The following is a 21,488-nucleotide window of genomic DNA, read 5'->3' as shown; positions in this document are numbered from 1 at the left end:
CCACAAGCACATAAACTCTTACAAGCATCTTAAGCATCTGTAAGCATATTTATTGACCAGTATCATACATGTATATTGGATGCTTTTTTCTGATTGAACGAAGTAATGCTTGGAGGAATGTAGATGACGATATTTATTCCTATCAAAAAAACACTTAAGCGTTTTTTGTTTTTATGTTTATTTGTCATGCTTACGTATTTGGTTGCTCATCTTCATGTTTTTATGATGGACAGACTAAACCCAATGCATAACGGCACATTACCTGTACCGAATGCGATCGAAGTATCAACAACCACGAAAAATGAAAAAAATAGTACCACAGTGTTAGATCAATTACGGTTGTTTTATTGGTATGGGCCATAGCGATGTTCATGCTAAATAAAATAAAGAATCATAACCAAATATATGCCGAAGTAGCCATGCGTAAAGGTTATGGTATAAAGATTTCTCTAACTTATGTATAGCTTTAATAAGTTGTTTAGAAGAAGGATTTTGACAAAACATATGGAATGGTGTTTTATAGGATATAAGGAAGGGAAATGTGTCTATGAAACATCATTTACAAGCTTTTATTCATTATTGCTTTGTTGAAAGAGGACTAAGTAACAATACATTAGCCTCCTATGAGTTAGATATCACGCAATTTATACATTTTCTTGAGCAAAATGGGGTAACTTCCATCAATGATACGCAACATGCCCATATTACGAAGTATTTACTTCATTTGCGTTCATTAGGCAGAGCGTCATCGACGATTTCACGTTCTATCGTGTCGATTCGCTCTTTTTACCAATTTCTTGTCAGGGAGCATCATGTCAAGCATGATCCTGCTAGACATATACAAATGCCAAAAAATGAAATGCGATTACCGAAAACATTAAGTTTAGATGAAGTGGAGCAAATATTAACATCTCCGGATTTATCCACTGCTTTTGGAGTTCGCGATAAAGCCATGTTTGAGCTGTTGTATGCAACAGGAATGCGAGTTTCTGAATTAATTGATCTGAAAACGGAAAACTTAAATTTAAGCATGGGCTTCGTTCGATGTATGGGGAAGGGTTCGAAAGAAAGAATCATTCCCCTAGGCAAAACGGCTATAGATCAATTAGAACTATATTTATCTACAACCAGACATGATCTATTAAAACAGAATAAAAGGGAAACTGCACTTTTTTTGAATCGATTAGGAAACAAACTGACTAGGCAGGGCTTTTGGAAAATACTTAAAAAATATAGTGATCAGCTAGGTATTCAAAAAGAGATTACACCACATACCCTTCGCCATTCGTTCGCCACGCATTTGCTGGAGAATGGAGCAGATTTAAGATCAGTACAAGAGATGCTTGGTCATGCAGACATATCTACAACGCAAATTTATACGCATGTTTCCAAAGTGAGAATGAAAGAAATTTATGATCAAACTCATCCAAGAGCAAAAAAATAACGGACATAAGAGAGGATGTACTAACATGAAGTTCAAACGAATCGCCTTGATCGTACTAGATAGTGTGGGGATTGGTGAGCAACCAGATGCACCAAAATTTAATGACGAAGGTGCACACACATTAGGTCATATCGCAGAGAACATGAAAGATTTGAATGTGCCTCACATGCGTGCACTCGGTCTAGGAAATATAACAGATATTGCTGGTATTCCTCCAGTGGACAACCCTACTGGATACTATGGTAAAATGCAGGAAGTATCGGCCGGTAAGGACACGATGACAGGTCATTTTGAAATTATGGGTGTGAAAGTTCCGATCGCTTACAACACATTTCCAAATGGCTTTCCTGATGAACTGATTCAACAATTTGAAGAGAGAACAGGACGTAAAGTCATTGGAAACAAACCAGCATCTGGTACGGAGATATTAGATGAATTAGGGGAAGAACAAATGAAAACGGGCGCTTGGATTGTGTACACATCTGCGGATAGTGTATTCCAAATTGCGGCGCATGAAGATGTTATCCCGTTAGAAGAGTTATATGAGGCTTGTAAAATTGCGCGTGAACTAACATTAGATGAACCTTATGCTGTCGGAAGAGTAATTGCAAGACCGTATGTTGGAGAGCCAGGTGATTTTAAAAGAACACCGAACCGTCACGACTACGCGCTTAAGCCACCTAAACCGACAACACTTAATTTTTTGAAAGACGGTGGATACGACTCCATAGCTGTCGGTAAAATCAACGATATTTTCTCAGGCGAAGGTATTACACAAACGACTTCAACAAAAAGTAATTTAGACGGTATTTTAAAAACAATCGAGGTACTAAAGCAACCGTTTACAGGACTCGCTTTTACTAATTTAGTGGATTTTGACGCTTTGTTCGGTCATCGCAGAGATCCAGAGGGTTACGGAAAAGCATTGGAAGAGTTCGATCAATACTTGCCAGAAATTCAAGCGCAAATTGGTGAAGAAGATCTGCTTATTATTACAGCAGACCACGGAAATGATCCTGTTCATCACGGAACGGATCACACGAGAGAATACGTACCACTATTAATTTGGAATCCGAAAATTGGCAATGGCAGCATCGGAATTAAGGAAACGTTTTCTGACTTAGGTGTGACCATTGCAGACAACTTTAAGGTCACATTACCTGAGAATGGGTCTAGCTTTTTAGGTGAAATAAAGTAATACAAATAGTGGAGGGATGAACAATGGAAATGAACAGTAAACATATACAGGAAGCAGCTGAAGCGATTAAGGGGAAGATTTCAAGTCAGCCCAAAATAGGATTAATCTTAGGTTCTGGTTTAGGTGTATTAGCGGAACTTATTGAAAACCCGAAAGTCATTGCTTATGATGAAATTCCTCACTTTCCAACGTCAACCGTAGTGGGACATGCTGGGGAGATGGTGATAGGACAATTATCTGGAAAAGAAGTCATCATGATGAAGGGACGCTTTCATATGTATGAAGGCTATGACCCACAAATCGTCACATTCCCTGTACGTGTCATGAAGCAGCTAGGTGTAGAATCGCTAATTGTTACCAACGCAGCAGGTGGAATTGATGAATCATTTTCAGCGGGCGACTTAATGTTGATTACGGATCATTTGAATCTTACATTCAGAAATCCATTAATCGGAAAAAATGATGACGCACTAGGAGCTCGTTTCCCCGACATGTCACAAGCATATAACAGAGACCTTCAACAAGCTGCATTACAAACGGCCAAAGAAGAAGGTATTGAACTACAACAAGGTGTATATGTAGGGTTGCTTGGACCAAGCTATGAAACGCCAGCTGAAATACGCATGTTGCGCACTTTTGGTGGCAGCGCTGTCGGAATGTCTACCGTTACGGAAGTGATCGTGGCTAATCATGCTGGAATGAAGGTGTTGGGCATTTCCTGCATTAGTAACATGGCTGCTGGAATACTAGATCAACCACTTTCTCACGAAGAAGTGATGGAAACAACAGAACAAGTCAAAGAAAAATTCAAAACATTAGTATTAAAAGTATTACCGAAAATGTAATGCTATTTCAACCATCTAAGGGGGAGCAAACAACATGAGAATGGTCGACTTAATACATAAAAAAAGAGAAGGACATGTACTGTCGTCAGACGAAATTAATTTTGTTATTGAAGGATATACAGCAGGAAGCATACCAGACTACCAAATGTCTGCATTATTAATGGCTGTGTGCTTTCAAGGCATGCAAGAACAGGAAGTAGCGGATCTCACGATGGCAATGACAAACTCTGGTGATACCATAGATTTGTCAGACATCAACGGTACGAAAGTAGACAAACATTCTACTGGTGGAGTAGGAGATAAAATTAGTTTAATTGTCGCTCCCATGGTCGCTGCTGTCGGAGTGCCCGTAGCTAAAATGAGCGGAAGAGGACTGGGTCATACAGGCGGTACAGTAGATAAATTGGAAAGTATTCCAGGGTTTCAAATTGAAATGAGCAAAGAACAGTTCATTGAAAATGTGAACCAGTATAAAATAGCATTGGTTGGACAATCTGGAAACTTGACGCCAGCAGATAAAAAAATGTATGCACTAAGAGACGTAACAGCAACAGTGGAATCCATTCCGCTCATTGCAAGCTCCATTATGAGTAAAAAAATTGCTTCCGGTGCAGATGCGATTGTGCTCGATGTGAAAGTAGGCAAAGGTGCATTCATGAAACATATTGAGGATGCAAAAGCACTTGCTTCAGAAATGGTTCGCATTGGTAAAAATGTAGGACGTAATACGGTAGCCGTTATTACGGATATGAACCAACCGTTAGGCCTAGAAGTAGGTAACGCCAACGAAGTAGAAGAAGCGATAGACGTGTTAAAAGGCAAAGGTCCAGAAGATTTACGCATTCTGGCATTGACCATCTCCTCTCACATGGCTGTACTAGGTGGTATTTATGCCAACTATGAAGAAGCTTATGAAGCGATGGAAGACATCATTCATTCCGGTAAAGCTTTAGACACGATGAAGCAGTTCGTAGAAGCGCAAGGTGGAAATGCAGCTATCGTGGATGATACGTCATTGCTGCCGCAAGCGAAGTACCATCAAGAAGTAAAAGCAGAAGCTGATGGTTATGTCACAGCGATTCACGCAGAAGAAATCGGCTTGTCTGCGATGTTGTTAGGAGCGGGACGTCAAACGAAAGAAGATAATATTGACTACGCAGCTGGCATTACATTGCATAAAAAAGTAGGCGATGCAGTAAAACGTGGAGACTCCTTATGTGTACTGCATTCCAATCAAGAACAAATGGTCGATGCGATAAATAAAGCAAAGCAAGCTTATACTATTGAGGAGCAGCAGCCAGAAGTGACAACATATGTTCACGCTGTGATTCAATAACGCTATTCGTTAATTTCCATTTCGCACTGAAAGTCTAGTGTGTTTAACCTTATGATTTTGTGGTATTTATCATCATGGACTAGTGGTACACGTAATACGTTGCCACTAGTTTTTTGTTGTATTCTTTTTATTATCTTGTAGTTTCGCAACAAAAAGTGTACTTTTATAATTTTTGAGTATAATTAAACTTGAAAATTACCTTTTTTAGGATTATAATTATACTTGTAATATATAAAAGTATAGATGGAGGTTGGTGGGATGAACGCTATAGTCACCACTGATTTAACCAAGTTTTACGGAAAACATCGTGGGGTTTCTCATATCAATTTGCAAATCAAACAAGGTGAGATATTTGGTTTTATTGGACCCAACGGTGCGGGAAAGTCTACAACAATCCGTATGTTAATGCAGTTAATGTATCCATCATCAGGAAGAATTGAAGTGTTAGGGCAACATATTACAGGACAACAACATGAATTACGTAAAAAAATAGGCTACTTACCTTCTGAGATTCAACTATATAAAGATATGTCAGCGAAAAAAATATTAGAATTTTCTGCGAGATCGTTCGGGTTGTCTTTGAAAGAAACAAAGGTGTTTGAATATGCGGAAACGTTGCAATTCGATATGAACAAGAAAGTGAAAGCGTATTCGATGGGGAATCGAAAAAAGCTAGGCATACTATTGAGCTTATTACACCATCCACAACTACTAATTTTAGATGAACCAACATCGGGACTTGATCCGTTAGTACAGCATTCCTTTTTCGATTTATTACAGCAGCTCAATAAGGAAGGGATGACGATCTTTTTTTCTACGCATGTGTTATCGGAAGTGGAGAAAGTATGTGACAGAGTAGCCATGATACGAAATGGCGAGATTATCCGTACAGCGCAAGTGAATGACATGATGGAAAATCAAGTGCAAGCGGTAGAAGTTTATTTTAAAGAGAGTGGAGACTTAATACAAAAATATGAGATGCAAGAGTGGAATGGCAATGTAGAGTATGACAATGGCATGCATCACTTTATGGTGAAAGGTGACATGCACGTATTTTTACGACATGTTTCTAACCACCCCATTAAAGACATTTCTATTCACAAACCAACTTTAGAGCAGTTATTTATGCAATATTATGAGGAGGGTGTGAAAGCATGAATCTGAATCTCATTCTTCATGAACTGCAATTAAATCGAAGAGGCACCATCATTACGGGTGTAATCTTTATTTTACTCAATGTCATGTTTGCTAGCATCACAGCTTCCTATATTGGAAATGGAGAATTGGTAGATATTTTGGAGACGATGCCCGCTGGTTTACTTGAAGCGGTAGGCTTTTCAAATTTTGAAATGATGAACTCTTTTGCTGGATTTTTAGGTACAGAACCATATATATTTAATATATTGTTACTCGGTTCGTTTGCAGCAATATGGGCATGTGCTTCCATTGCAAAAGAGAAGGATAGACAAAGTAGTGAGTTCTTATTTACGCTGCCCTATCGTCGCTCACAAATATTTTTATCTAAAGCCGCAGCGCATTTTATACAGCTTACTAGCATTTATTTGCTTTCTACTGTTATCGTTATAGTTATTGGCTTCGTTACAATGGATACCATCTCTGTTCGTGCGGTTTTTCTTGTCATGACCTCACTTTATTTTATATGTTTAGCTTTTATGGGCATAGGTTACAGCACTACTTCATTACTGTCATCGGAAAGAGCGGCAACATCTATTGGCGTAGGTATTGCACTTTTAACGTATGTATTGGATGTTATATCTAATTTGCATGAGAATCTCCAATGGATGGCATATGTAAGTTTAATCTCCGCATTTGATACTGCGAAAATCGTATTAGAATCGGAGTTTGCCATCACTGGTGTTATCATCACACTAAGTATATATATTGTAGGCATCATCATAGGGAATATGGTACTGAGAAAGCAGGATATTCAATCTTAGATGAAGGGGGAACAACATTGCAAAAAAAGCAGCAAATGATACAGACAGCAGAGCAGTTATTTATAACACAAGGCATTGCACAAACAAAAATGGACGATATTGCACAAGCCGTGCCCGTTTCTAAGATGACATTATATAAATATTTTGAAAGTAAGGAACGATTGACAAAGGAAGTGTTGTATCACATCATGGACCGTTATCAAAAAGAGTTGGATATCATGTTTGAAAAAACGAAAGATGATCCATTGCAGTTTTTAAGTGACGTTACGGCGATGCAACAACAAGCAAGTGAACAGTTGCCCAATGCATTCATTGAAGAGCTGATTCATTTGTATCCTGAACTTAGTTTAGAGCTGATTCAACTGCAAAAAGAGAGCATTCTTCCAATGTTTGAAGAAATGATTTTTCAAGGGCAAAAACAAGGGAAAATTCGTAAAGACATTTCCCCACATGTCATTACACTTTGGTTGGTAAGCTTGAAGACGTTTTTTTCTAATCCTAATAACTTTGAAGCGGGAATGGACCTTCATGCGATAGGCCAACAGTTTATGACGATATTTTGCTACGGCATCATGGCACCAGATGAAATTAAGAACGATAAAATTTCAAAGAACATGTAAGTACGAAGTTAGTTATTTATAAAAAGCCATGGTTGAGAAAGATTTTAATCTCAATCATGGCTTCTTTTTTCCTTTGTGATTTAATATAGCTATTTAGCGTCTTTTTAGAACGAAGATTTTAACAAAGTTTAAACAACACGAAGCGTATGCAAAAAGAGGTTTATATCATTAACATGTTGATTTTATTTACATACTTTGTTTGTTTATGGAGGGAGAGATTCGAGGGTGTAAGAGCGTGAGAAGAGGGTAAGAGTTAAAAGATTCCAAGAGTTAAAAGAGAAAAGAGACAGGCTTGGTTTTGTTGTTTTGAGTATATAGATAGTTTACAGTAGTGAATATTTTTTTTGTATTTAGTTGTATTAACTGGACTATTTCGCTCATATCTTTTAAAAGAGATATGAGCCCTCCGGTGGTTTTGCAAGATGATTATATCCAGGTGGGAGAAATGGTGGATTGTAATGATTTTGTTTAGGTCGATGTATGAGAATTATATGCTTCAATTCTTCTTTATTTCAAAGTAGATAGCTAATAATATTCCTATAGTAATCGATTGATAAATCAAAACCATTTCAGTTTCAAAGAAATACAAGTCATAAATACTAAATAACCAGGCAAAAAAATAATTTAAAATTAATGCCATAAAAATATAAAAAAATATCAATTAACACAACCTCCCCCTGATCATAAATACATAAAACAATTAATTCCCTTTTTTATCTATTATCTATTTATTGCAAAATAAATAATGGTAATGGATCATAATATCCATTACCATTATAACACTTAATAAGTAAAATTGTATCTGTCCTCGTATACTTCTGTTAAAACTGGTGTAAATGAAACATCCCCGTAGTTTAAAGTAACCGTAATACTTCCTGGACCTAATCTATGCGCATAACCAACCTCAAGTGCACCAGTTGTTCCTTCATATTTTGTAGGAACTCTGATTTCCATATAACCTTGTCCCCACTGTTCAACGTCAGGTCCACCTGCCTTCACGTCTACCTTCCATGAAGTTCCTTCTAATTCTTGCTTATCTACTGGTAAATCCCAACTTTCTGGTGGGTGTTCACAGCAATCGAGTACAAGTTGAGTATTACCAAATCCACTAGGATCGCCGTATGGACCAGCTTTACTCTGCCAAGCAACGGCTAATTTATCAGTATAAAAATTGAATGGACTTTCACTCCACTTATAATAAACCCAAACGCTATAGCTATTTTCTGAAGAATTACTTTCATCTTCATTTTTTGATACATATGCCCACAAACTGAAGATATCGCTACTTGAAGAACTACTTGAATTAAAAACAGAAGGTGTGGATGACAAAGATGAATTATAATCCATTTTTCTACCAAATTGATCATAAGTAACAACTTCTGAGCTTGTCTTAGATAACTCTACTTTCTTACCACCTTTTTTTGCAATGTCAGCTTTTAATTGTGTTGACATTACTTCAATTTCTTTTTTCTCAAAACCCATTTTAATCAAGTAATCATCTATCATTTCTTCTGTTGCATTTTCCAGATTTAGAAAAGGAAATACTAAATTATCATTATTTTCATCTGATGCGAGAACGGGTGTAATTAAAAATAGTGAAAATATTGTCATTAAAATTGCTATTTTTAAGTTTCTATTTATCATTTCTATTCCTCCTATTTTAAAAGTCATGTATATCCTCTTTGCCGGTAAAAGAAGTATCTACTGCACTAATGCTTAATGCTAATAATAAATAAGTAAATAAAATTTAAATTTAATGAAAAGAGTAGTAAACAAAGTAATCTACTGTTTAATTAGTAGGTAAAATTGTACACGTCATTATATGATATTGTTCCCGATCCGAATGAAATACTTGCGTAACCTATGGTTACTGAAACACTTCCTGGAAGTATTTTATGTCCATATCCAACCTGAATTGAACCAGTTGTATCTTCATACTCAGTAGGTACTCTAATTTCTTGATAACCTTGTCCCCACTGTTCAAGTACTAAACTTCCTTTCACATCAACCTTCCAAGAATTACCTTGCATTTGTTCCTTATCTACTGGAAGGTCCCAATTTTCAACATCAATTAATTGATCGCCAAATTTTGTTCCTTTAGCACCAAATCCACCAGGATCGCCGTATGGAGTAGCTTTATTCTGCCAAGCAAGGGCTAATTTATCAGTATAATAATTCAATGGAGTGCTACTCCACTTATAATAAACCCAAACGCTATAGCTATTTTCTGAAGAATTACTTTCATCTTCATTTTTAGACACATATGCCCACAAAGTGAAATTATCGCTACTTGAAGAACTACTTGTATTAAAAACAGAAGGTGTGGATGACAAAGTTGAATTATAATCCATTTTTCTACCAAACTCATCATAAGTAGCAATTTCAGAACTTATCTTAGTTAACTCTACTTTCTTACCACCTCTTTTTGCAATGTCAGCTTTTAATTGTGTTGACATTACTTCAATTTCTTTTTTCTCAAAACCCATTCTAATCAAGTAATCATCTATCATTTCTTCTGTTGCATTTTCCAGATTTAGAAAAGGAAATACTAAATTATCATTATTTTCATCTGATGCGAGAACGGGTGTAATTAAAAATAGTGAAAATATTGTCATTAAAATTGCTATTTTTAAGTTTCTATTTATCATTTCTATTCCTCCTATTTTTGGTGATATATCCTTTTCCGGCAAAAGAATTATACAATATAAACCAATTATATTGATTTTTATAGTAATATTCAACAATAATATTTAAAAATAACTAAATTACCATTAATCATCTCATCTCGGAGTTAGTATAAAAGATGAATACAATGAAGTTAAGTCTCTATAAAAAAACATTAGAGAGGGGGTTGATGATTTTTATGATAGTTTGCAAGAGATGAAGGGTGCGTATAAGGAAGGTTGGAAGTAGGTTGTGGCAGAGTGTGTTGCCGAAAAAAGCATGAGGTGTGATTGTTTTTTTCATGATTTTAACGAGATCGTTGCTTTTTTAGAAAAAGAGTGTGGGTTTGATATAAGGTGATGTTTTTAGGATCAAGTAGCTAAACCTATTTCAGCAAGTGAATTAGGTTTAGTTATTAGGTATGTTAGGATTGTTCATGGGAAACAAGATGATTTGCTTTTTCCTCTTCGTAAAATATCAGGAATTTCAATCCTTTTTCTGTCATTTCAAAACGCTGTTTTCCTTCTGGAAGTTTTATTTTTCTTACTAAGTCATATTTCATAAGATTAGGAATTAAGTTCATGATTAAATAGTATGTTTCCTTATCTATTTTTTTTGTGTGTATTCCTATAATTAATCTTTGTTGGTATAGATGAAATAGAGTAAGGCTATTTATTATAATTTCTGGGTTATCTTGTTCGATTTCACCTATAGATTTAAGTTTGTCTATAATGTCTTCGGGAAGTTCAACATGATAATAATTTTCAAGTTTGTTTAGTATGTTTTGATATTCTTCAGTTTTTTCTGCCTGTTGCATTGTGCTTAGTTGTTTTAGTAGTTCTTTATTTTGTTTTAGTAGTTCGTAGTTTTCACTGAGTAGTTGGGTTTGGTTTTGTATTTCTTGGCCAGAGATCCATCCTTTTAGGTCTTCGTTTTGTTCGTGTTCTTTTAGGGATTCTAGAATGGCTATTTTGATGTCTTTTTCGTCGGTGAAGAATTTGATTATTTTGCTTAGTACTTGTTTCCTAAAAGCTTCGTATTTAGGTTGTAAGGCTTGTTCGGTGACGGCTAGTCCGTGTTCTTTTATTCTTTTTTCGAGTTCTTCTTCTTTAATGACGATGGCAAAGTGGGGTTTGCTTTTTTCTAGAGCATAGTCGTATTCCCAATGGGTATAGCTTTTTCCACTTTCTTCGTCGATGCTGCCGTATCTTCCTCCTAGAATGAGAAGGTATATATCTGATTCATTTATCCATTTTTGGATGGTTTCTTTTTGACTTTGATCTCCGGATTTAAATAGTTCCATTCCTGCAGGGATATGACCAGCGTTGAGTACGGCTTGTACTGCGGTTTGGCGTTCGCTTTTCAGGTCGGTGTAGGTGGAGGAGATAAAGACTTGTAGTTTTTTTTGCATCGGTTGTTTTCCTTTCGTTTGTGTTGTTTTTATCGTATCACCTCTTCTAGCAGCTCTAATTTAGACATGAATCAAAAGAGAAAAGCGATTATTTATCTCTAATTTTTCTTTTTTGAGCGATACCGTCAAGGGCAAAATCCCTAGGTCCTAGAAAAGACATCTTGCATGTAGCGTTCTTAGAAGTATTGTATTGTTTGGTCTACATGTATTTGTAAGTGTTATGGATTTTGAACAAACTGTCCATGTACTAAGTCTTCGAAATCTGCTAATTGCATACGAATGGATGTACCTTCTTCAATAGTAGCACTGTCTGAAACTTGCAAGTGAAGATGTGCTTCAGATGAATTTCCTGAATTGCCACATTGTCCTAATAAGTCACCCGTATTCACAACATCCCCAACTTGAACAACAACAGAATTTTGTTTTAAGTGAACATAATAGCTGTACTCATCGTTGCCGTGATCTATAATGACATAATTTCCTAAAAGTTGTTCTTCATTCATCTCGCCAGGAATATTGTCTGGAATAGTATTTTCTATAGCAACGACTGTGCCTGCTGCTGGAGCAATAATGTCTTTCCCAAATGCATAGTAGTCTTCATTTTTAGAACCGTCACCTTCATAAGTCATGTCGTCTTTCACAATAACTAAATCATAAGCATAACGTTGAACCTCTAATTCGTAATGATAGTTATCTAATACATTCGTTCCCCCCCAACCAACATACCATTCTTCGTTAAATGGAAGTTTAAAGGATGTGGTAGTGTATTTTTCATCTGTTTCTGGGTGAGGAGTTAATGGCTCTAATAATAAACCATGAATGATATGTTCTTCGTCCAAGTAAGCAACAATAGCTTTTGTTTTTGTACCATCCATCCAAATGTAACGATATAAACCTTGTTCAGGATAGTTGCTATAAAGTTCATACGCCTCTACCCCTTCGTTAAAGGGTAGCGCGACTTGTTCTAAATCTTGCAGAGAAACGTCTTTTTGAAAGCTTTCACTCATTTGCTCATATATCCTTTCAAACTCTTTTGCTAAAAATACGTTGGCTAATTGCTCTGGTAAAATTAATTCCATCTCTTTGTCTTCGTCCATATCCTTTTGATTCATATTTGTACTTTCTTCTTCCGTATTACTTTGTTCGCTAGTGCTATTTCCTTGTTCCATGTTATTTTGATCGCTTTCTGACACGGTATCATTACATGCGGCTAAAACCATTGAAAATGCTAGTATCCATAATGTTAATTTTAATTTCATCCTGTGTTCCTCCTCAGATTTAGTTGCTTTTGGTATCACACTTAATGTGCTCATTGCTATAGGTCATGTGTTGAAATGAAGTAAAGTGCAGCATCGAAGTATTTTTTAATTTTCCCAAAATCTTAGTTCGTTGCTGATTTTTTACTAAATCATTTATTTATGTATAGTCATAGGTTGAAATTGGAGCAAAGGTTTGTAGTAGTGAAAGGATTGATATGTTCCTCCTGTAAAGAAGGAGCATACCAATTACTTTAGAATGTATATTTTGTTGTGCATGTTTAGTGAGTAATATAGCCCAATTTTACATCTCATTTATCCAAATAACACATCGAGGACGTTCCCTAGTTCTCCTCCTTTTCCATCTAATATTTTTGAATTGTAAACCTCGACATATCCACAATTGGTACAGGAAACAAACAAAAAACGATTGTATTGAATGTCAAACATTTTACTTAATCCTGTTCCTGTCATGGATAATTCTTTGGATTGACATGATGTTCCCTGGCATTTACTGCACACAAATTTACTTTCTATAGCATCTTGTACGTTCATCTTCTTCACTCCTATTGATGCTCTTTAATGAGCTGTTCTAGTTACTTAATACGTAAGAGATGGTATAAAGTTGCAACAAAAAAGATATAGTCTGGTGGATATAGGATGGATAAGACGCTTTGACGCGATACAAAGCTGGAGAGTGTGAAGATGGAGACAAACTGGCGACCAACATATGCTTCGGCAGTATATGCTTTGTTTTCGCCAGTTCCATCGTAACAAGCGTAAGCGTCCTTCCTCACTTCACTGCGAGTGTCATCCCGTCATCCAGGTTATATCCCACAATGCTTTTCACCTTGGCAAGTGGATATAGGATGGATAAGACGCTTTGACGCGATACAAAGCTGGAGAGTGTGAAGATGGAGACAAACTGGCGACCAACATATGCTTCGGCAGCTCATCTATGTTTCGCCAGTTCCATCGTAACAAGCGTAAGCGTTCTTCCTCACTTCACTGCGAGTGTCATCCCGTCATCCAGGTTATATCCCACAATGCTTTTCACCATGGCAAGTGGATATAGGATGGATAAGAGGCTTTGACGCGAAACAAAGCTGAAGAGTGTGGAGATGGAGACAAACTGGCGACCAACATATGCTTCGGCAGCTAATGCTTTGTTTTCGCCAGTTCCATCGAAACAAGCGTAAGCGTCCTTCCTCACTTCACTGCGAGTGTCATCCCGTCATCCAGGTTATATCCCACAATGCTTTTCACCTTGGCAAGTGGATATAGCATGGATAAGACGCTTTGACGCGATACAAAGCTGGAGAGTGTGAAGATGGAGACAAACTGGCGTCCAACATATGCTTCGGCAGCTCATCTATGTTTTCGCCAGTTCCATCGAAACAAGCGTAAGCGTCCTTCCTCACTTCACTGCGAGTGTCATCCCGTCATCCAGGTTATATCCCACAATGCTTTTCACCTTGGCAAGTGGATATAGCATGGATAAGACACTTTGACGCGATACAAAGCTGGAGAGTGTGAAGATGGAGACAAACTGGCGACCAACATATGCTTCGGCAGCTCATCTATGTTTTCGCCAGTTCCATCGAAGCAAGCGTAAGCGTCCTTCCTCACTTCACTGCGAGCGACATCCCGTCATCCAGGTTATATCCACAAAAAGATAGCATATGAAATTAGGCGCGAATAGTATAACTCAAATGAACAATAGAAAGGATGATACATTTGAGTACTTTTGATCCTAACAAATTGTCAGTCACATATTTTAATGGAGTAACTAAAGATAAGCCCGTTTTTCAAAGATACTATACGTTAACGCATTCTGATGAAACGGGTGAATTATTTCTAGATATCGGCCCTACTTATCGTACAGAGCAAATTGATGCACAAATGCGCGATGAAGTGCTAGGTTACTGGGTGATGAAGAAAGGGTGTTTGTTTTTCCACGGTTATGTGTATGTATCGGGTGGTGAGTTTAATAAAGAAGTGTCAAAAATAAGATATGACGTTTTTAGAAGAGAGCTTCCGCTAGCATTAACAGCAATACGTTATGGTGATCAGCATTTATTCGACTTATATCCTCAGTTGGATGAAGCTACAATATGTATGCATTTTCAATCAGTCTATCCGGAGTACCACGGTGTACAGTGTTGGGGAAAATTTAAAGATTATAATGTTTTAAATCATAGTGCACGTAGTGTTAGTAAGTGAAATATTAACACCATACATGCGGTGTCACGGAATGTTATCGGTTGCTGAACATCATTAAATAGTTTGCTCATTCTATCAGTTGGATTTGCAAGAAAAGGTTGGATAGCATGTGAAGGGATGGTTTGAGAGGGTAAATGAATGCGCCCTCTCTGCTGGCTTGTGATTAGGATGGGCATTTTTCATTCATTTTGTCATGATACCCTTAACAAATCGCTGAAGATGATATGAGGGGTTAAAATCATACATCACTATTTTCAAGCTATTTGTTGAGTATAGGAAATTTTTCATCAAAAGGGATGGCGTTCTTTTCGTTGTATTTGTCTAGAGCATCTGTTTTCAATTTGTTGTCGGTCCATATGTCTAATGTTTTTCTCTCTTCTACAAAGTCATAAATCGGTACGGCATAACCACAACTTGTTTGCACCGCTTCTATTTCACATGTAATGACTTGACGCAACCTTTCTGGAGGTGTGTTAGGAAAATACTTATTTGTCCACGAAATAAAAGTATCTGTACCTTTGTGTAGGACTTTGCCGTAACCGTATACGCGTAAGATGAGTGGTTTAGCGGTATAGCTACACCACATGAATGTTATTTTTTTATTTTCTGAAATGTGATTGGCTGTTTCGTTTCCACTTCCACTGTAATCCATGTAGCCGATATGATGATGATCCATAATTTTGAGGCAGTCATACCCTTTAGGAGAAAGGTTGATTCTTCCATCTCCAGTAGGTGCTGTCGCTACAAAGAACATGTGTTGTTCATGAATAAATTGTATGTGTTTATCTTCAAGTTGATGAAAGTAGCTTGCCATGGTATCACTCTCCTTCAACATATAAACTGTAAATACTATTTCCATGATCCAGTATAACATCTTTCCTCGTGTATGCTCAAAGACGACCAGAGGTATAAATTATCTATACCTAGGAATATATTTGCTTCTCTTAGTCAAAACTATGGACAAGAGTTGTATGTTGTTTTCATGATCACTAGGGAGGGATTATGTATTATGTTGAAGCGTTTGATAGTAAGTGTAATGCTAATAACGATGTTTTCTATTTCATTTGCGCCCTACGTATCGGCAGAAGAAGAGAAAGATAAATCCAATGTTGAAATTACTCCAAATGCAATGTCGGCCATATCTATCGATGCATCCTCAGGTAAAATATTGTACGAGAAAAATGCGCATAAACGTCTACCACCAGCCAGTATTACGAAAATTATGTCTATGTTACTGATTATGGAGGCCATAGATAAAGGCAAATTAAAACTGGATGAAATGGTACGGACAAGTGAATATGCTGCTTCCATGGGAGGCTCACAAATTTTCTTGGAACAAGGAGAAGAAATGAGTGTGGAAGATTTGCTGAAAGGAGTAGCGATGGCGTCAGGAAATGATGCAACGGTCGCACTTGCTGAAAAAGTAGCTGGCTCCGAGGAATTGTTTGTAGAGATGATGAATAATAAAGTTAAACAATTAAAATTGGAAAATACGAGGTTCGCCAATACAAACGGTTTACCTGCACCAGATCATTATAGTACTGCATATGATATTGCTATTATGTCCAAAGAACTGTTGAAGTACGAAAACATCACGAACTACACAGGGAAGTATGAAGATTACTTACGTAAAGATGAAAAGAAGCCCTTTTGGTTGGTCAATACAAATAAACTAGTTCGTTTTTACCCTGGTGTAGATGGATTGAAAACGGGGTATACGAGTGAAGCTAAATTTTGTTTATCTGCCACAGCAAAAAAAGATGATTTTCGCGTCATTTCTGTCGTATTAGGAGAGCCAAATACGAAGACGAGAAACGCGGAAGTAAGTAAATTGTTTGATTATGCATTCTCGCAATTTGAAAGTTACGCTATATATGACAAAGGTGACGTGATGGATTCCATTACCGTAGATAAAGCGTCTCCTAAGACACTGTCATTAGTTGCAGATCAACCTTATCGGGTTGTTATTAAGAAAGGTACACCTTCTGATGAAATTAAGCATGCATTGGAACTAGATGAAATTCAATTACCGTTACAAGTAGGACAACGTATAGGCAAGCTGGTTGTCACGATGGACGATGAAATATTACATGAATTTGATATTGAAAGTTCTATTCATATGAAAAGAGCATCGTGGTGGGAGTTATTCAAACGATCACTAACGAAAATGGTCACACTATAGTTGTTCACGGAATCAGATGAAGCGACAATAAAGCTTCATCTGATTCCGTCATATTATATATTGGAAGAAGCGTCATCTTTTTGTCTGATATTCAGAGCTTTTTACTAGTTTTGTCATGTAGCAGGAATCCCCTAGTTTATTATAGAAAACGTAGGTAGGAACTGACGAGAAGGAGTGATAGATGTTGAGCTTGAAAGTAGACATTGAAACAAATAGACAAGCAGTCATAGTAAGGCTGAAAGGTGAGCTGGATCATCACACAGCAAGTATGGTGAAACAAAAGATGGAAGAGGCATTAGATAGAGAAAATAGCTGTCATATTATTTTAAGTTTAAAAGATCTCAAATTCATGGATAGTTCAGGTTTAGGTGTCATTATTGGTAGGTATAAACAAGTAAAAGATAAGGGCGGTAAAATGGTCGTTTGTGATATTAATCCACAAATATATCGATTATTTGAAATGTCAGGTCTGTTTAAAATTTTGAATATTGAGCAGAATGAAAGCAATGCACTTTCTAGTCTGGGGGTAGTGTCATGAGTGAAAATAATATGAAATTACAATTTTCTAGTCGTTCCGAGAATGAATCTTTTGCTAGAGTGACCGTTGCAGCCTTTGTAAGTCAATTAGATCCTACGTTTGATGAGCTAACAGATATTAAAACGGTCGTTTCTGAAGCGGTAACGAATGCTATTATTCACGGTTACGATAATGATCCAAACGGAATGGTTACCATTACAGCTAAAGTAGAGAAAGATACTGTGTACATCATGGTAGAAGATGAAGGGAAAGGCATTAGTGATGTAGATCTAGCAAGACAACCATTGTATACGTCTAAACCAGAATTAGAGCGATCTGGTATGGGATTTACGATTATGGAAAACTTTATGGATGAGTTTCAAATTACGTCGAGTATGGATGAGGGCACACGAATTCGTATGATGAAACGTATTGAATCAAAAAAAGCATTATACAAATAAGGGGCTGGGTATGATGAATAATGATGTCGGAAAAAACGGTTCACATAGCCACCTAAATGATGACGAAGTGAAGCGGTTAATCGCTCTCAGTCAAGCTGGAGACACCACAGCTAGAGATACATTGGTAAGCTGCAATACACGGCTAGTGTGGTCCGTTGTGCAGCGTTTTTTGAACCGAGGTTATGAAGCGGACGACTTATTTCAAATCGGTTGTATTGGGTTACTCAAGTCAGTAGATAAATTTGATTTATCTTATGATGTTAAATTTTCCACTTATGCTGTACCCATGATCATCGGTGAAATACAGCGCTTTTTAAGAGATGATGGTACGTTAAAAGTAAGTCGTTCCTTAAAGGAATCTGCAAATAAAATAAGAAAAACACGGGATGAATTATCTAAAAATTTAAATAGATTACCTACCATTAACGAAGTTGCAGAACAATTAGATATGACACCTGAGGAAGTGGTGTTTGCACAAGAAGCAAACAAGCCTCCGTCTTCGATACATGAAACGGTGTTTGAAAACGACGGGGATCCTATTACATTGATGGATCAAATTGCAGATGTGTCACAGGAAAATTGGTTCGAAAAATTGGCATTGCACGAAGCAATTCAATCGTTAAATGAGAGAGAAAAGCTCATCGTATACCTTCGATATTTTCGTGATCAGACACAGTCTGAAGTGGCGAGTAGGCTTGGTATTTCTCAAGTACAAGTATCAAGGCTAGAGAAGAAAATATTAAAGTTAATCAAAGAACAAATTGCGCAGTGAATTAGAAATATATAAGATGAACAAACTACCTCCTAAATCCACTTATAGTGTATCGTCTGATGTTCATGATGATCTCATTGCCTTGCAACGATGAGTACAAATTTTATTGAATAGAATACATTGTTTGAGTTCCTTTACTGTGATAAATTTTTACATACTAAGGATAACATCGAAAGGGGAACGATGATGTATTTACATGGCACAAGCAAAATAAATGAGCGTGAACATCTGGAAATTGGAGGATGTGACACCGTCGATCTTGTGAAGCAATATGGTACACCGCTATATGTCATGGATGAAGCTTTCATTCGTCAGCGTTGCCGTGAATATATAGATGCATTTAAAACGTTTACGGATACATTTCAAGTGGCGTTTGCTAGTAAAGCATTCAGTACAAAAGCAATGTGCGTTCTGGCTGCACAAGAAGGGCTCTCATTAGACGTTGTATCTGATGGGGAATTATATACAGCACTAGAAGCAGGTTTTCCAGTGGAGCGCATTCATTTTCACGGAAACAACAAAACGCCAGAGGAAATTGCATTTGCACTCGATGCAAATATTGGTTGTTTTGTCGTAGATAACGATGTGGAATTAGACATGCTTGCTAACATGGCGAATGAAAAAGGAAAGTCAGTCAACATTTTGTTGAGAATTACTCCAGGGGTAGAAGCACATACACACGAATTCATTACAACAGGACAAACAGATTCTAAATTTGGGTTTGATTTAGAAAATGGTGCTGCTTTTGAAGCGGTGAAGAAAACCCTTGATAAGCATAACCTAAGTCTCTTAGGTGTTCATACGCATATTGGTTCACAAATTTTCGAAGTAGAAGGATTTTCTCATACGGTGAAAGTGGTTGCGGCATTTGCACAAAAAGTGCGAAGTGAGCTTCAGCATACATTTTCAGTTATTAACTTAGGTGGAGGCTTCGGTATTCGCTATACAGAGGAAGATAAACCTCTGTCGGTGAGACAGTACGTAGAAGCGATGATGAAAGATGTCACAGAAACATTTGCAGCACTACAACATCCAATACCTGAAATTTGGGTAGAACCAGGGAGAAGTATTGTTGGTGAAGCGGGAACAACATTGTATACGATAGGAACCCACAAAGATATACCTGGTATTAATAAATACATCGCCGTAGATGGTGGTATGTCAGATAATATTCGCCCAGCTTTGTATGGAGCGAAATACGAATCAATGCTTGCTAATCGTGCTAACGATCCAAATGAAGAAGTAGTGACGGTAGCAGGAAAAGCATGTGAGAGTGGAGATAAAATAATATGGGATGCACATTTGCCAAAAGCAAAAAATGGGGACATACTAGCTGTTTCATGTACAGGCGCTTACAATTACAGTATGGCGAGCAATTACAATCGTATTCGTCGCCCAGCTGTAGTATTTGTACAAGATGGACAGGCAGATATTGTGGTGAAGCGAGAGAGTCTAAATGATTTACTGCAAAATGATCTTGTACCTGTGCGGTTGTCCAATGCTGTGGTGACATCATAGTTAAGCATAATTGAAAAGTAAGAGGATGCATGTTTTCTATGCGTCCTCTTTTTTGTGTTTTTCTTAACATTAAATTCAGAATTTTCAATATAAATGCTATTAATATGGTAAAATATAGATGAATAATAGTAGAAAAGCTGAATGAAGGAGGAAAACAGGTGCAGCAGCAAGAGTATTTGGGTCAGCGAATGTATGATGAGATTGCTGACCAACTCTTGATGGAACAATCTGGAGTGAGTATAGGACGTATAATGTCTACTCCAGCGATTACTTATCATCACAAAGTGTTTGCGTTCTATGCAAAAAAACATAATAAGATGGTATTTAGATTTGGTAAAATGTTTCTCCCCACCACCATACCATCAACGGGCTGCCGTCCCTTTAATCCCTTTGTTAACAAAGGGCCTTTAGCAGGTTGGTATGAAGTGGACTATAGCGAAAAAGCACAATGGTATGATCTTGCCTTGCTGTCTTTACAAAATCTAAAAAAAGAGGTGGATAAAAATTGAGTCAATTATTAATGATTTTATCGCAAGAATTTGAAAAAGAAGCAGAGGGAACGCGCCGTCTGTTGGAAAATATGCCGGAGGATAAATTAGCTTGGAAACCTCATGAAAAATCACACTCACTAGGAGAGTTAGCACTTCATATTGCTTCTATTTCTGGTCCTGGATTCTTGAAAGCAGTCGAGATGGATGAGGCAGACATTACTTCTTTTAAACCAGCAGAGCTGCCATCTGAACTTACCAAAGACATCGTCTTAGCCAAATATGATGAAAGTATAAACGCGGTTAAAGGTGAGTTTATGAAATTGGATGAAGAAAAGTTAATGGACCTTTGGAAACTAAAAAATGAGGAAATCACGTTAATGTCTATGCCAAAAATATTTCTGCTCCGTACGTTAATGTTTAATCATATATATCATCACCGTGGACAGATGACGGTCTATCTTCGATTATTGGACGCGCCAGTTCCACCATTATACGGACCAAGTGCAGATGAAAATCCGTTCCTTACAAAAGTAAATCAAGCATAATATTTGCTACATGGCGTTGGAACGATTACAATAATAGATGCACATGG

Annotated in this window: 23 protein-coding genes; 16 read left to right on the top strand and 7 right to left on the bottom strand. The window is 37.1% G+C overall.

Features of this window, described 5'->3' with window-relative positions:
• The first annotated feature begins 123 nt into the window (after positions 1 to 123).
• The 8 genes from D1Z92_RS04715 to D1Z92_RS04680 all read left to right on the top strand — a co-directional run bounded on the left by D1Z92_RS04715 (position 124) and on the right by D1Z92_RS04680 (position 7,401).
• Positions 124 to 363 (top strand): DUF4227 family protein, encoded by a 240-nt coding sequence (locus D1Z92_RS04715; RefSeq protein WP_128894508.1) that lies wholly within the window; start codon positions 124 to 126, stop codon positions 361 to 363.
• Between the two features lie 184 nt (positions 364 to 547).
• Entirely contained in the window at positions 548 to 1,444 is an 897-nt protein-coding gene (gene xerD, locus D1Z92_RS04710; protein ID WP_128894507.1) for a site-specific tyrosine recombinase XerD, read from the top strand.
• A gap of 25 nt (positions 1,445 to 1,469) precedes the next feature.
• Positions 1,470 to 2,642 carry a phosphopentomutase gene (gene deoB / locus D1Z92_RS04705; protein WP_128894506.1) on the top strand — a complete coding sequence of 391 codons (1,173 nt, stop codon included), beginning with the start codon at positions 1,470 to 1,472 and terminating at the stop codon, positions 2,640 to 2,642.
• 29 nt (positions 2,643 to 2,671) lie between these two features.
• A complete protein-coding gene (locus tag D1Z92_RS04700; protein ID WP_128894572.1) occupies positions 2,672 to 3,487 on the top strand; it encodes a purine-nucleoside phosphorylase in 816 nt (271 codons plus the stop codon).
• A 34-nt stretch (positions 3,488 to 3,521) separates the two neighbouring features.
• Positions 3,522 to 4,823, top strand: coding sequence for a pyrimidine-nucleoside phosphorylase (locus D1Z92_RS04695; RefSeq protein WP_128894505.1), 1,302 nt, complete (start codon positions 3,522 to 3,524; stop codon positions 4,821 to 4,823).
• Between the two features lie 258 nt (positions 4,824 to 5,081).
• Positions 5,082 to 5,981 carry an ABC transporter ATP-binding protein gene (locus D1Z92_RS04690; RefSeq protein WP_128894504.1) on the top strand — a complete coding sequence of 300 codons (900 nt, stop codon included), beginning with the start codon at positions 5,082 to 5,084 and terminating at the stop codon, positions 5,979 to 5,981.
• The gene (locus D1Z92_RS04685; protein WP_128894503.1) at positions 5,978 to 6,781 is read left to right on the top strand and encodes an ABC transporter permease subunit; all 804 of its coding nucleotides are present in this window, start codon (positions 5,978 to 5,980) and stop codon (positions 6,779 to 6,781) included. Before D1Z92_RS04690 ends, D1Z92_RS04685 begins: the two co-directional genes overlap by 4 nt.
• A gap of 17 nt (positions 6,782 to 6,798) precedes the next feature.
• Positions 6,799 to 7,401: a TetR/AcrR family transcriptional regulator gene (locus D1Z92_RS04680; RefSeq protein WP_128894502.1), complete on the top strand. Its 603-nt coding sequence runs from the start codon at positions 6,799 to 6,801 to the stop codon at positions 7,399 to 7,401.
• A gap of 783 nt (positions 7,402 to 8,184) precedes the next feature.
• Here D1Z92_RS04680 and D1Z92_RS04675 read toward each other — a convergent pair.
• From D1Z92_RS04675 to D1Z92_RS04650, 6 genes are all read right to left on the bottom strand, one after another.
• Entirely contained in the window at positions 8,185 to 9,045 is an 861-nt protein-coding gene (locus tag D1Z92_RS04675) for a hypothetical protein (RefSeq protein ID WP_128894501.1), read from the bottom strand.
• Between the two features lie 149 nt (positions 9,046 to 9,194).
• On the bottom strand, positions 9,195 to 10,049 hold the full coding sequence (locus D1Z92_RS04670) for a hypothetical protein (RefSeq protein ID WP_128894500.1): 855 nt from the start codon (positions 10,047 to 10,049) through the stop codon (positions 9,195 to 9,197).
• 440 nt (positions 10,050 to 10,489) lie between these two features.
• The gene (locus D1Z92_RS04665; RefSeq protein ID WP_128894499.1) at positions 10,490 to 11,476 is read right to left on the bottom strand and encodes a DUF4062 domain-containing protein; all 987 of its coding nucleotides are present in this window, start codon (positions 11,474 to 11,476) and stop codon (positions 10,490 to 10,492) included.
• A gap of 218 nt (positions 11,477 to 11,694) precedes the next feature.
• A complete protein-coding gene (locus D1Z92_RS04660; protein WP_164931453.1) occupies positions 11,695 to 12,735 on the bottom strand; it encodes a M23 family metallopeptidase in 1,041 nt (346 codons plus the stop codon).
• A gap of 312 nt (positions 12,736 to 13,047) precedes the next feature.
• On the bottom strand, positions 13,048 to 13,287 hold the full coding sequence (locus tag D1Z92_RS04655) for a zinc ribbon domain-containing protein (RefSeq protein ID WP_128894497.1): 240 nt from the start codon (positions 13,285 to 13,287) through the stop codon (positions 13,048 to 13,050).
• A gap of 445 nt (positions 13,288 to 13,732) precedes the next feature.
• Positions 13,733 to 13,945 (bottom strand): hypothetical protein, encoded by a 213-nt coding sequence (locus tag D1Z92_RS04650; RefSeq protein WP_128894496.1) that lies wholly within the window; start codon positions 13,943 to 13,945, stop codon positions 13,733 to 13,735.
• Positions 13,946 to 14,469: 524 nt separating this feature from the next.
• Between D1Z92_RS04650 and D1Z92_RS04645 the strand changes: the two genes are divergently transcribed.
• A complete protein-coding gene (locus tag D1Z92_RS04645; RefSeq protein ID WP_128894495.1) occupies positions 14,470 to 14,955 on the top strand; it encodes a staygreen family protein in 486 nt (161 codons plus the stop codon).
• Between the two features lie 259 nt (positions 14,956 to 15,214).
• Here D1Z92_RS04645 and D1Z92_RS04640 read toward each other — a convergent pair whose 3' ends face one another.
• Positions 15,215 to 15,769: a pyridoxamine 5'-phosphate oxidase family protein gene (locus tag D1Z92_RS04640; RefSeq protein ID WP_164931452.1), complete on the bottom strand. Its 555-nt coding sequence runs from the start codon at positions 15,767 to 15,769 to the stop codon at positions 15,215 to 15,217.
• Between the two features lie 198 nt (positions 15,770 to 15,967).
• On the opposite strand from D1Z92_RS04640, the gene D1Z92_RS04635 reads away from it, so the two are divergent.
• The 7 genes from D1Z92_RS04635 to D1Z92_RS04605 all read left to right on the top strand — a co-directional run bounded on the left by D1Z92_RS04635 (position 15,968) and on the right by D1Z92_RS04605 (position 21,441).
• Positions 15,968 to 17,137 carry a D-alanyl-D-alanine carboxypeptidase family protein gene (locus tag D1Z92_RS04635; RefSeq protein ID WP_370741219.1) on the top strand — a complete coding sequence of 390 codons (1,170 nt, stop codon included), beginning with the start codon at positions 15,968 to 15,970 and terminating at the stop codon, positions 17,135 to 17,137.
• Between the two features lie 181 nt (positions 17,138 to 17,318).
• Positions 17,319 to 17,675 (top strand): anti-sigma F factor antagonist, encoded by a 357-nt coding sequence (spoIIAA, locus tag D1Z92_RS04630; protein WP_370741212.1) that lies wholly within the window; start codon positions 17,319 to 17,321, stop codon positions 17,673 to 17,675.
• On the top strand, positions 17,672 to 18,115 hold the full coding sequence (gene spoIIAB / locus D1Z92_RS04625; RefSeq protein WP_128894492.1) for an anti-sigma F factor: 444 nt from the start codon (positions 17,672 to 17,674) through the stop codon (positions 18,113 to 18,115). The genes spoIIAA and spoIIAB overlap by 4 nt, the downstream gene beginning before the upstream one ends.
• Positions 18,116 to 18,128: 13 nt before the next feature.
• On the top strand, positions 18,129 to 18,887 hold the full coding sequence (gene sigF, locus D1Z92_RS04620; protein ID WP_128894570.1) for an RNA polymerase sporulation sigma factor SigF: 759 nt from the start codon (positions 18,129 to 18,131) through the stop codon (positions 18,885 to 18,887).
• Between the two features lie 186 nt (positions 18,888 to 19,073).
• Complete coding sequence (gene lysA / locus D1Z92_RS04615) at positions 19,074 to 20,405, top strand: diaminopimelate decarboxylase (protein ID WP_128894491.1); 1,332 nt, start codon at positions 19,074 to 19,076, stop codon at positions 20,403 to 20,405.
• A gap of 158 nt (positions 20,406 to 20,563) precedes the next feature.
• Entirely contained in the window at positions 20,564 to 20,914 is a 351-nt protein-coding gene (locus D1Z92_RS04610; protein WP_128894490.1) for a PH domain-containing protein, read from the top strand.
• Positions 20,911 to 21,441: a DinB family protein gene (locus D1Z92_RS04605; protein ID WP_128894489.1), complete on the top strand. Its 531-nt coding sequence runs from the start codon at positions 20,911 to 20,913 to the stop codon at positions 21,439 to 21,441. The genes D1Z92_RS04610 and D1Z92_RS04605 overlap by 4 nt, the downstream gene beginning before the upstream one ends.
• Positions 21,442 to 21,488 lie beyond the last annotated feature (47 nt).

Source organism: Longirhabdus pacifica (assembly GCF_004115085.1).
Classification (GTDB): domain Bacteria; phylum Bacillota; class Bacilli; order Paenibacillales; family DSM-105158; genus Longirhabdus; species Longirhabdus pacifica.
The sequence above is the reverse complement of the archived record's forward strand: the minus strand, read 5'-3'. Positions and strand labels throughout refer to the sequence as shown.